The sequence below is a fragment of the Rheinheimera sp. genome, assembly GCF_030824435.1.
GTDB lineage: Bacteria > Pseudomonadota > Gammaproteobacteria > Enterobacterales > Alteromonadaceae > Pararheinheimera.
In genome coordinates this window covers 21,323-32,726 of the sequence record NZ_JAVBXS010000031.1, presented here as the reverse complement: position 1 = coordinate 32,726, position 11,404 = coordinate 21,323, and the positions used below count along the sequence as shown (strand labels likewise).

Genomic DNA, 11,404 nt, shown 5'->3' with positions numbered 1-11,404 from the left:
GGTTCGAATCCCTCTGCCCCTGCCACTTCTTCTGAAGATGAAATTGAATACACATCAGCAGCAATTGCTGCAAATCCTGAATATCAAAACTTTAAATCTGCATGCAGATTTTTTGTCTTTTTCGCAAAACCATGATGGTCAGGCGACAGTTGTGGCACCTACTGACACTGATGTGTTGCCGCAAGTAAATTCTGCTGAAATCACACCAGTTGCCGCCACTGAAACAATAAAGCCGGAACCATTATTGTCGCCGCAGTTATTGCAGTTGCAGCAGGATATCCAGCTTTTACTTGCCCAAATTGCCCCTGAACTGCAGTGGCAAACCGGGGCAGAACTCAGTGCAAGTTATCGGGATGGTCAGCTTCTGCACACACCACCCATTGCGGCTTTGCAACAAAGTGAACAAAAACGTCAGTTATGGCAACTGCTGAATAAAGAGTTTATTGATGTCTGATGTGATGATCCGCCCAGCCTTAACCACTGATATTGAGCAGATGTTTGCACTGGAGCAATCAGCCACCAGCCATCCCTGGACCAGAAGCACTTTCGAAAGTTGTTTTGGCGAACGTTATTTTAATTTTGTTTTGTTAGAAGGGCAGCAACTGCTTGGTTTTTATATTGGCAATTTTGTGGCCGGTGAAGCCAGTCTGTTTGATATTTGTGTTGCACCCAAGGCGCAGGGGCGTGGATTTGGCCGTCAGTTATTAAACCATTTTATCAGTGAAGCGGAAAATAAAGGCGCTTTTGATTGTTGGCTGGAGGTACGCGAAAGTAATCTGCATGCCATTCAGCTTTATCAGAGTGCTGGTTTTCATCAAACAGCAAAAAGAGCAAATTATTACCCAACGGCCACAGGTCATGAAGATGCCATTCTGATGGGTTTGCCACTGCGCTTTGGCTAAAAATTGGCTGAGAAGCTGTTTTATTCTTTTGTATGTTATCTGCAACACCCTGGTAGGATGCTGTGGTTTTGCACTTTGTGTAGTTTCAGGAGACTGACCGGCTGCACCGGTAAAATTTCCCCCGGCGCCGATGCAGCTATTACTGTGCCTGCGCCCTGCATCCTGCTATAATCGCCGCCATTTTGCACAAAACCCATATAGCCGCCTGCAGTTGTTGTCAGGCGGAACCTGTTGATCTGAATAAAATATTGGAACTTACGCACGCATGGCCTCTGCACAATTTCTTGAAGAAGTGAATAAACGTCGCACCTTTGCGATTATTTCTCACCCCGATGCCGGTAAAACCACCATCACTGAAAAAGTGTTGTTGTTTGGTCAGCTTATTCAAAAAGCCGGTACCGTCAAAGGTAAAAAGTCTGGCCAATACGCCACCTCTGACTGGATGGAAATGGAAAAAGAGCGCGGCATTTCGGTCACGACTTCTGTGATGCAGTTCCCTTATGCCGATTGTTTGGTCAACCTGCTGGACACGCCCGGTCACGAAGACTTCTCGGAAGATACTTACCGTACTTTAACGGCAGTGGATTCTTGTTTAATGGTGATTGACGGCGCCAAAGGCGTTGAAGACAGAACCATTAAACTGATGGAAGTGACTCGCTTACGTGACACACCTATTATCACTTTTATGAACAAAATGGACCGCGACATTCGCGATCCTATTGATTTGCTTGATGAAGTTGAAAGTGTATTAAAAATTGCCTGTGCACCTATTACCTGGCCTATTGCTTCTGGTAAAGAATTTAAAGGTGTGTATCACATTCTGAAAGATGAAGTGGTGTTTTATAAGTCTGGCCAGGGCCACACCATTCAGGAAGTAGATGCCATTCAGGGCATTAATAACCCTGAGCTGGATGCCCGTATTGGTTATTACGCCCAGCAACTGCGGGATGAAATGGAACTGGTGAAAGGTGCCAGCCATGAATTTGATTTAGAACTGTTTTTAAAAGGTGAACTGACACCGGTATTTTTTGGTACCGCTTTAGGTAACTTTGGTGTGGATCATATGCTGGACGGTTTAACCGACTGGGCACCTAAGCCACAACACCGCGCTACAACTTCACGCACTGTGGAGCCGACTGAAGAAGGTTTTTCCGGTTTTGTCTTTAAAATTCAGGCCAATATGGACCCGAAACACCGTGACCGCGTGGCGTTTTTACGTATTTGTTCAGGCAAATACGAAAAGGGCATGAAAATGCACCATGTGCGTATTGGCAAAGACATGCTGGTACCTCAAGCCTTAACTTTCCTGGCCGGTGACCGAGAGCATGTGGAAGAAGCTTATCCTGGCGATATTATTGGTTTACATAACCATGGCACTATCCAGATTGGTGACACTTTTACCGCCGGTGAAAAATATTCTTTTACCGGTATTCCAAACTTTGCGCCTGAAATGTTCCGCCGTATCCGGCTGCGCGACCCGTTAAAACAAAAGCAGTTGCTCAAAGGTTTAGTGCAGTTGTCGGAAGAAGGTGCTGTGCAGGTGTTCAGGCCGCTGGATAACAACGACCTGATTGTTGGCGCCGTAGGTGTGCTGCAGTTTGACGTGGTAGTGCACAGGTTAAAATCTGAATATAACGTTGATGCCATTTATGAAAGTGTCAATGTCACCACTGCCCGCTGGGTGTATTCGGAAGATGGCAAAGCGCTGGACGAATTTAAAAATAAAGCCAGCACCAACCTGGCGTTGGACGGTGGTGACAATTTAAGTTATCTGGCACCAACTATGGTGAACTTAAACCTTTCCATCGAACGTTATCCAAAAATTAAATTCCATAAAACCCGCGAACAAACCTTCGCGAGTAAGGCAAAATAGTTCATGAATATTAAACAGTTATTATCAGATAAAACTCAGGCCGCCATGGTCGCTGTTGGTTTACCTGCTGACACCAACACTGCTGTCACCCAAAGCACGAAAGCCGGTTTTGGTGATTACCAGATCAACGGTGCTATGGCAGCGGCCAAGCTGCTGAAAACCAATCCACGTGATTTAGCCCAGCAGTTGCTGGAAAAGCTCGATTTGGCCGACATCGCCGAAAAAGTGGAAGTGGCAGGCCCAGGTTTTATTAACGTCACGCTGAAAAATGAATGGTTAGCCAAACAATTACAACCGGCCTTGCTGGATAGCCGGTTAGGCGTCAGCCCAAACTCCAAACCACAAAAAGTAGTGGTTGATTATTCAGCACCGAACCTTGCCAAAGAAATGCACGTGGGCCATTTACGTTCCACCATTATTGGTGATGCCGTGGTGCGCGCACTTGAATTCTGGGGTGATGAAGTGATTCGCCAGAACCATATGGGCGACTGGGGTACCCAGTTTGGTATGTTGATTGCCCATCTGGAAGATAAGCTGGCAGCAGGTGTTGACCTGGAAGCTGTGGCCCTTGCCGACCTGGAAGATTTTTACCGCGAAGCAAAAAAACGTTTTGATGATGAAGCTGGTTTTGCCGATAAATCCCGTGATTATGTGGTGAAATTGCAAAGTGGTGACGCCCATTGCCAGAAGTTATGGCAGCTGTTTATCGACACTTCGATTAAACACAGTGATGAAGTGTACCGTGCTTTAAATGTTACTTTGGCTCATGAACATATTAAGCCGGAATCAGCTTACAACCCTATGTTACAGCCTATTGTTGATAGCTTAAAAGCAACTGGTATTGCAGTGGAAGATCAAGGCGCTTTAGTGGTATTCCTGCATGAGCTGGCCGATAAAGAAGGCAATCCTTCACCTTTTATTATTCAGAAAACCGGCGGTGGTTTTTTATATGCCACCACCGACTTAGCGGCCTGTAAATACCGCAGTCATGAACTGAATGTTGACCGTATTATTATTTTCACCGATGCCCGTCAGGCTTTGCACTTTAAACAAGTGGAAGTGGTGGCGCGTAAAGCCGGTTTATTACGCAGCATGACTGCCTACGAGCATTGCCCTTTTGGCACCATGATGGGCGAAGATGGTAAACCTTTTAAAACCCGTACCGGTGGTACCGTCAAACTGGCCGAATTGCTGGAAGAAGCTGTGGTGCGCGCCAAAGCTGTGGTTGAACAAAAATCCACTGAGTTAAGCGATGACGAAATAGCTGAAGTGGCGCGTAAAGTGGGTATCGGCGCGGTGAAGTTTGCCGATTTATCAAAAAACCGCACTTCAGATTACATCTTCAGCTGGGATTCGATGCTGAGTTTTGAAGGCGCAACAGCACCTTATCTGCAATACGCTTATACCAGGGTGCGTAGTATTTTACGCCGGGCTGAGCTTCTGGCTGATTTTAATGCGCCATTGCAACTTGTTGAACCACAGGAAAAACAACTGGCATTAAAAACACTGCAATTTGAAGAAACTTTGCAACAGGTCATGAAAGACGCGCAGCCGAATCTGCTGTGTAATTACCTGTATGAGCTGGCCAGTTTATATATGAGTTTTTACGAAGCTTGCCCAATGTTAAAAGAAGGCATTGAACCGGCAGTGCGTGACAGCCGTTTAATGCTCAGCATTGGTGTTTCCAATTTATTGGCCAAAGGTTTAGACCTTCTGGGCATTGAAGTGATGGAACGGATGTAACCTGATAAAAAAGCGCTTCGGCGCTTTTTTGTTATCTGGCCGGGCGTTCAGGCATTGTGAGTTACGGAATTGGGTGCTCAGGAGTAAAAAATGAAAATAGATGATATTCGCCGCAGTTATGTCAAAGACAAGCTGGATTTAGACAAATTAAATGCCGATCCTTTTGCCCAGTTTGAGCTGTGGCTGAAAGACGCTATTGCCGCTGAACTGCCAGATCCAACCGCTATGTGTGTGGCAACAGTAGACGCACAGGGCCAGCCATCACAACGTTTGGTACTACTTAAAGACGTCAGCGCTGAAGGTTTTGTGTTTTATACCAACCTTGGCAGTCGCAAAGCGAAAGAACTGGCCGGTAACCCTAAGGTGTGCCTGCATTTTCCCTGGCACCCGCTGGAACGGCAGGTGATAGTTTATGGCACTGCAACAGAGCTGCCGGTCAGTCATGTGATCAAATATTTTTTATCCAGACCCAAAGAAAGTCAGCTGGCGGCCTGGGCATCAGAGCAAAGCCGGCCTGTGTCGACCCGTCAGGCGCTGATGCAAAAATTTGCTGAAATTAAACATAAATTTGAACACGGCGAAGTGCCGGTGCCATCGTTTTGGGGCGGTTTTCAAATTAAACCCCATGCCATTGAATTCTGGCAGGGTGGAGAACACAGGTTACACGACCGTTTTATGTATCAGTTGCAGGCAGACGGCAGCTGGACCATAGAGCGGCTTTGCCCTTAACACTGAGGCTACTTAGTGAACACCATGGTTTTGCCGGCACTTTTTGACAGCCACTGCCATCTGGATTTACCGGAGTTGTGGCCAGACTGGTCTTTGCACTGGCAACAAGCCAAAGCCGTCGGTGTGTTGGCTTGTTTAATTCCGGCGGTGCAGCAGTCGGCCTGGTTGCCTTTGCTGGATTTTAAACGGCAACAACAGGACTTTCAGATAGCGCTTGGTATTCACCCCTGGTGGGCGGCAGCCCATCAACCTCAGGCTTTGACAGAGCTTGATCATTTGCTGGCGCAGCAGTCGGAGTTGATTTGTGCTGTCGGTGAAATAGGGCTGGATTTTGCCATTGCACCAGAAAGTTTTGTTATACAACAACAGCTGTTTGCCGGGCAGCTTGCGCTTGCAGCCCGGTTTCAAAAACCGGTCATTTTGCATCACCGCAAATCTATGGTGCAGCTGCTGGCTGAGCTTAAACGGCAAAAATTCAAAGAAGGTGGCATTTTACATGCCTTTTCCGGCAGCCCTGAACAAGGGCAGGATTTTCTCGATTTGGGCTTTAAGTTAGGTATTGGCGGCACTATCAGTTACCAGCGCAGCCAGAAAACCCAAAATGCAGTGCGCCGTTTGCCACTTTCGGCTTTTGTGCTGGAAACCGATGCTCCGTCTATGCCACTGAGTGGTTTTCAGGGGCAAATCAATACACCCAAACAGTTGGCGCTGGTATTTCAGTATTTTTGCAGTTTAAGGCCGGAAGCGCCTGAAGATATTGCGAAAAAGTTATGGCAAAACACGCTGCAGGCGCTGCAGTTAAAGGCTTGAGTTAAAAGCTTGAGCTAAAAACCTGGACTATATAGTGTGAAGGAAGCCGTTTGCAGCAACACACCTGCATTTACAAATACTGGCGCTGGCGGATGCAGCGCCGGATAATTGTTGTTAACTTTTAATATGTTCGTGGCTATCTAAAGCGGCATGATGTAATTGTTGGTTGCTGGCCAGTTTATGTGACAGCAGCAATAAGCTGGAGCGGGCCATCAACGCCACCAAAGCAGCCAAAGCCAGCATCCACAACACTTGTTCCATCATGGCATGCCAGGCGCTGGAAACGGCACTAAAACCAGTGTCTTGTTTTAAGCTGATTTTGATATAACCCAGTAGCTGCGAGCCTTGATAAATTTCCTGCACCATCGGCTGCAATTCCACTTCATGTTGTGGCGCATATAACAACCGGGCCGGTTCACTGCCACTGGATTCACTTAACCGCACGCCGTTGGCGTCGTACACCACCACATCATGTAAATAAGGGCTGGACGCCAGCTGCTGGGTCAGCGCCGTCAGGCCATCAAGTTGGTCGTTTTCAATCAGATAAGCCGCAGTTTGTGCCAATGCTTTTAAGGTTTCACGCATTAACACCGAACTTTGTTCCGCAAAAAGCCGTTGGCCTTGATTGCTGCTGTCATTCCACCATTGCAACAAAGCAATCAGCCCTGTGATGGCGAGTACCAGCTGTACAATACGGAATAGTTTTGCTGATTTTTTTCGCGTTTTTATCGTCGAATTTGTCATTTTCACTACACCATAGACTGACAGGGGCCGAAAAATGTCGGTAGAATGCCACGGCATCAGGTTGAAGTATAGGGATCAGTGTGGGCTTTTTTCTGAACTGGACACGGCAGCAGCCGGTTAAAATTGACTTTTTATCATTGTTAAAAACCGAAGGACCTTTGTGGTTAACTGCAAAAGACCAGGGTTTTTCATTAAGCAACACAAAAGACTTAGAGTGCGCAACCTCAAATGCAAAAGCCAGAATTTGTTGTTTTGGCGCAGACTTGAGTGCAGCGGATATGGCGGCATTGCTCACACTGCTGAAGGCTGAACAGTCTGAAATCAGGTTAAAAGCCGCTTCACCACATCCCAAGTTAGCCCCTGCGCTGTATTTTGCGCTGGACCGGCCTTTATCTGCAGTGTTACAGCAGCAGCTAAAAGATTTTGGCAATATCTTAAATGCTGAACTGGTATATCTGGACACTGACACCTCCCTGACCAGAGCCGGTTTATTGGTGATGGATATGGATAGCACTGCTATTCGCATTGAATGTATTGACGAAATTGCCAAACTTGCCGGCGTAGGTGCTGAAGTGGCGGCTGTGACCGCAAGAGCCATGAACGGTGAGTTAGATTTTGCCCAGAGCCTGATCCAAAGGGTGGCAACCTTAGCGGGTGCGCCTGAAGCTGTATTGTCGGACGTTTTGAACAACCTGCCTTTAATGCCGGGTCTTGTTGAGCTGGTAACCCATTTAAAAACACAACAATGGCAAGTGGTGATAGCTTCCGGCGGTTTTACTTATTTTACCGACGCACTAAAACAACAACTTGGTTTAACCGCCACTTATGCCAATGTGCTGGAGATAAAAAACGGCACTCTGACAGGTAAGGTGCTGGGTGCAATTGTGGATGCCACACGTAAAGCCGAAGTAGTGAACGAAGTGGCAAGGCAATATCAGATTTCAGCATCACAAACTGTTGCTATTGGTGATGGCGCCAATGACTTGCCAATGTTGGCAACAGCAGCCCTTGGTGTGGCCTTTCATGCCAAACCTCTGGTGCAGGCAAAAGCCAAAGCCGCTATCAGGCAAGGGTCTTTGTTGCAGTTATTGTATTTGTTAGATCCGGTTGTATGAAACATCAACAAAGTTCGGAATATCTCGACTTAACAGCCTATCAGCTGCATCTACGCAAGCTAACGCCTTTTTATATTAGTCAGGCGCCTGTGTTGATGTTGCATGGCGCTATTGAAAACGGCCGTATTTTTTATAGTCATCAGGGCAAAGGCCTGGGTTGTTATCTGGCCGATCAGGGTTTTACCGTCTATTGTGCCGATTTTGCCGGACGTGGTTTGTCAAAACCCCGGGTGGGCCCTGATTTTAACCACAGCCAGCATCAGTTAATTTGTCAGGATATTCCGGCGCTTATTGAACATTTATACCAGCGTCATCAGCAAAAAATTCATCTGATTTGTCATTCATGGGGCGGGGTGGTGCTGGCTGCCAGTCTGGCGCGGTTTCCTGAACTTGCTGAAAAAATTGAAAAAAATGTGTTTTTTGGCAGTAAAAGGCGCATTTCAGTCAAAAGTGCTGCCAAAACACTACAAATTGACTGGGTCTGGAACAAACTTTCGCCCTGGTTGTGTAAACGTTATGGTTATTTGCCGGCGAAAAGCTGGCGTTTTGGTGCCGACAACGAACCAGCGCAGTTCTTGCTGGACACTGTGCATTGGATTAAGTCTGAGGATTTTATCGACCCGACAGATCAGTTTGATTACGCCAAAGCAGCAAAACAACTGCAGTGGCCAGACAGTTGGTTTTTTGCCGCGGTGAACGACAAAATTTTAGGCCACCCAAATGATGTGCGGTTATTTATGGCAGAAAGCAATCTGGCTGATGCGCGTTTTAGCTTACTTGGCAAAGTGCAGGGCGACGCGTTGGACTACGATCATATTTCGATGCTCACTCACCCTTTGGCGGCGCAAGGGCATTTTCAGGCGTTAACCAGCTGGTTAAAAAATCAGTCATAACCGAAGCTTGGAAAAAGCGTGCTGAACAGGCAATAAGCTTGAGTTAACCCTGCTGCAGAGCGGTGATATACTGCTGGCGTTTTTGCAGTTGTCTGGTGATTTGTTCGGCACTCAAACCATAACGTAATAAAACTTCATCACTGATATCCACCACATCACCAACACCCACCACACTCCACAACTCTTCTTCCAGTACTTTGGCTTTATGAATAGCGTAAAGACTGACATATCCCAGTTCTTTGGCGATGTAATCTGTATCAGGCCTGCCGGTGCGGGATAAAAATACTTTAAAACAAAACAATAAATCCTGTTGCACCGACTCCTGCACAAAACTCTGTCTGGCCTGACTGGTTTTTAATTCAAAATCAAATTCGGTGACAAAACTTGTTTCTGTGCGCGCTGTGGCGGGTTTCAGGCGGATAAAAACTTCATACACCTTGGGCGCGTCCTGGCGTTTCATGGCTTTAAGCTGGGTGGCAAAATGCAGATTGGTGGCATTATTTTTCAGCAATGGCTGCAGGTTCATTTTGGCATTTTTTTCCCCGGACAAACCGAGCAGGCGGTGCAGGTTATTGGGTTCAGCACCACGGCCCACCACATTTAAGTCGTAACGAATGCCATGACGGTGCATATAAAAAGGCAAACTATTCAGTGCTTTGACGTACATGTTACGCAGCACTGTGCCAAGGCCGGCGTATTTGGGGGTTTCTTCGGCCGGGGTCAGTTTATCTTTATTACTTTTAATCAGTTGTTCAAAAAACAGCCTCCCCTGATGGGCATCCTCTTTTTCCCACACTTTTAAATTCATGATCAGCTGGCTTTTACTGACCGCCATCACTTCATAGTCCAACTGTTGCAGATCAAATTTACTGGAAATTTTTTGCATATCGGGCAATGCCAGCTGGACGCGGTCGCCTTTTTGAAAACTGACCGGCAACGGGGTTTCCAACTGCAGCCCTTTGCTGGAGAAATCGCGGCTATGGGCTTCAATCTGTTGTTCGCCAAGCTGCAGCAGCACTTTGGTTTTATATAAATAGCGGGTTTCACCACGCAAATTGACATATTGCAAAGCAACAGCTTCCAACGGCGGCAGATGGTCAACTTTGGCATGGCCAAAAATTTTCAGTTGTGACAGCAAATTTTCGTCATAACGGATTTGCTGATACATAGCGATATTTTCTTCGCTGCTGATGTCAGTAAGACTGACAATATATCGAAAATCGCGGATCAGGTTTTGCACCAGCTGAGACGGAGGCTGATTTAGTTTACTGATGTCCTGGTCGGCACTGTCCGGTAACGACAACAACAGATGGGCGTCGTTTGGGTGGGTACGATGTACCACCAGATGAAAAACGCGGAAACTCGGTTTACGGGCGGCAAAACCAAAAAATACTTTTTGCAGTTCAGGGAGTTGTAGCAATTCGTCAGAGGTCGCACTGTAAAAAAACAACTTGCCTTTGGCGGCATGGGTAAAACAATACAGGATACAGGAACGTTCTGCCGGTGCTTTTTGCAGGCAGCTTTTTAACCTTTTGCCAGATAGCAACTGCATCAATACTGAACGCTGGTTTTCATCCTGGAAATATTGTACATGCTGGCGGTTATTTTCAGTCGTCATGGCACAAACCGGCACAGGCAATCCGTCACGCACCGCCAAAAACACCGGCAAAGAGCTGATGCGTGGCAGGTAAAATTGTTCGTAACCTTTCACTACCACTGCGTCCAGCGTGTTGTCGAGGTTCACTTTATACCGTCTTTTATTACCCTGAATAAACTGACGTAAAAATTCACTAAACCCATGTTCGTCAGCCATTGGCAGGCGTTTGACCCTGGCATAAACAGCGCGGTCCACTATTTCAGTGTCAATGACCTGATAAGGCACACCCTGACTGAGACCTAAGGCAAATTCTTGCTCCAGACCTTTGAATGTAATGGCAATTTTTTGCCCTGCAGACAGTCTTCTGCTGCCAGGTATTTTCAGTTTGCTACCCGACACTGACAAGTCGACTGTACTTGCCGGAAATATTTCGCCATCTTCCTGGGCAATTTCAATGTCGATGGTGAAGTTCATCCGCTCTTCACCACGGCTACAATAACTGGCAAATTGCACCAGAGCCGGGCCGGTTTTCAACTGTTCAGGCTCTGCGTTTTCAACAGGCGTCTGACCCGGTGTTTCACCGGCAATAACCGCCTGTAACCTTTGTTCTGTTTCCTGTTTATGCCTGACCCTGTAGTTATTGTCGGTGTTCATCACTTCTTCAAACAGGCCCATAGTGAAGCGGCCATAACGCTTCAGGCCACGCTCAAAGGCTTTGATGGCGGTATCGTCCATATAGTGAGTGCGGCCGCCATGTTCGTAAGAACGTACTTCACCATCTACTTTGCCACGTAAATCAATGTAATAACTACAAGGCTGGCCCAACCGTTTCAGCTCCATTTTTAACAGAAACTGTTTGGGTTTGGGGATATCAGACGTCAGAATGCTAAACACCTCGGTAAACTCCGGCGTGTTTATCAAGGGAAGTAAGCGCTCGATCACGCCGATATAAGGAAGCAGATCGGGTGTCGTCATAAGAAGCGGGTCTGAGCCATCGT

The 11,404-nt window shown here is 46.9% G+C and carries 10 protein-coding genes; 8 read left to right on the top strand and 2 right to left on the bottom strand.

The window, feature by feature from the left end:
- From RCH83_RS08050 to RCH83_RS08025, 6 genes are all read left to right on the top strand, one after another.
- On the top strand, positions 1–454 hold a 454-nt coding region (locus RCH83_RS08050; RefSeq protein ID WP_306520792.1), incomplete at its 5' end, for a hypothetical protein.
- Positions 447–902, top strand: coding sequence for a ribosomal protein S18-alanine N-acetyltransferase (rimI, locus tag RCH83_RS08045; RefSeq protein WP_306520790.1), 456 nt, complete (start codon positions 447–449; stop codon positions 900–902). The genes RCH83_RS08050 and rimI, both read left to right, overlap by 8 nt.
- Before the next feature lie 265 nt (positions 903–1,167).
- A complete protein-coding gene (gene prfC / locus RCH83_RS08040; RefSeq protein WP_306520788.1) occupies positions 1,168–2,775 on the top strand; it encodes a peptide chain release factor 3 in 1,608 nt (535 codons plus the stop codon).
- 3 nt (positions 2,776–2,778) lie between these two features.
- Positions 2,779–4,518, top strand: coding sequence for an arginine--tRNA ligase (gene argS, locus RCH83_RS08035; protein WP_306520786.1), 1,740 nt, complete (start codon positions 2,779–2,781; stop codon positions 4,516–4,518).
- Positions 4,519–4,608: 90 nt separating this feature from the next.
- Positions 4,609–5,247, top strand: coding sequence for a pyridoxamine 5'-phosphate oxidase (pdxH, locus tag RCH83_RS08030; RefSeq protein WP_306520784.1), 639 nt, complete (start codon positions 4,609–4,611; stop codon positions 5,245–5,247).
- A gap of 24 nt (positions 5,248–5,271) precedes the next feature.
- Positions 5,272–6,057, top strand: coding sequence for a TatD family hydrolase (locus tag RCH83_RS08025; RefSeq protein ID WP_306520796.1), 786 nt, complete (start codon positions 5,272–5,274; stop codon positions 6,055–6,057).
- Between the two features lie 114 nt (positions 6,058–6,171).
- On the opposite strand, the gene RCH83_RS08020 is transcribed toward RCH83_RS08025, so the two are convergent.
- Positions 6,172–6,801, bottom strand: a complete 630-nt coding sequence (locus RCH83_RS08020) for an AhpA/YtjB family protein (protein WP_306520782.1) — start codon at positions 6,799–6,801, stop codon at positions 6,172–6,174.
- 278 nt (positions 6,802–7,079) lie between these two features.
- Here RCH83_RS08020 and serB point away from each other — a divergent pair, with 278 nt between their 5' ends.
- Together serB and RCH83_RS08010 are read left to right on the top strand one after the other, a co-directional pair.
- The gene (serB, locus tag RCH83_RS08015) at positions 7,080–7,916 is read left to right on the top strand and encodes a phosphoserine phosphatase SerB (RefSeq protein WP_306520780.1); all 837 of its coding nucleotides are present in this window, start codon (positions 7,080–7,082) and stop codon (positions 7,914–7,916) included.
- Positions 7,913–8,809, top strand: coding sequence for an alpha/beta fold hydrolase (locus RCH83_RS08010; protein ID WP_306520778.1), 897 nt, complete (start codon positions 7,913–7,915; stop codon positions 8,807–8,809). The genes serB and RCH83_RS08010 overlap by 4 nt, the downstream gene beginning before the upstream one ends.
- Before the next feature lie 43 nt (positions 8,810–8,852).
- Here RCH83_RS08010 and RCH83_RS08005 read toward each other — a convergent pair whose 3' ends face one another.
- Positions 8,853–11,300, bottom strand: coding sequence for a PilZ domain-containing protein (locus tag RCH83_RS08005; protein ID WP_306520776.1), 2,448 nt, complete (start codon positions 11,298–11,300; stop codon positions 8,853–8,855).
- Between the last annotated feature and the right edge of the window lie 104 nt (positions 11,301–11,404).

Excerpts from the sequence above, each read along its gene's own strand:
- rimI (WP_306520790.1), top strand. The coding sequence starts at position 447 with ATGTCTGATGTGATGATCCGCCCAGCCTTAACCACTGATATTGAGCAG.
- prfC (WP_306520788.1), top strand. The coding sequence starts at position 1,168 with ATGGCCTCTGCACAATTTCTTGAAGAAGTGAATAAACGTCGCACCTTT.
- argS (WP_306520786.1), top strand. The coding sequence starts at position 2,779 with ATGAATATTAAACAGTTATTATCAGATAAAACTCAGGCCGCCATGGTC.
- pdxH (WP_306520784.1), top strand. The coding sequence starts at position 4,609 with ATGAAAATAGATGATATTCGCCGCAGTTATGTCAAAGACAAGCTGGAT.
- RCH83_RS08025 (WP_306520796.1), top strand. The coding sequence starts at position 5,272 with ATGGTTTTGCCGGCACTTTTTGACAGCCACTGCCATCTGGATTTACCG.
- RCH83_RS08020 (WP_306520782.1), bottom strand. The coding sequence starts at position 6,801 with ATGACAAATTCGACGATAAAAACGCGAAAAAAATCAGCAAAACTATTC.
- serB (WP_306520780.1), top strand. The coding sequence starts at position 7,080 with ATGGCGGCATTGCTCACACTGCTGAAGGCTGAACAGTCTGAAATCAGG.
- RCH83_RS08010 (WP_306520778.1), top strand. The coding sequence starts at position 7,913 with ATGAAACATCAACAAAGTTCGGAATATCTCGACTTAACAGCCTATCAG.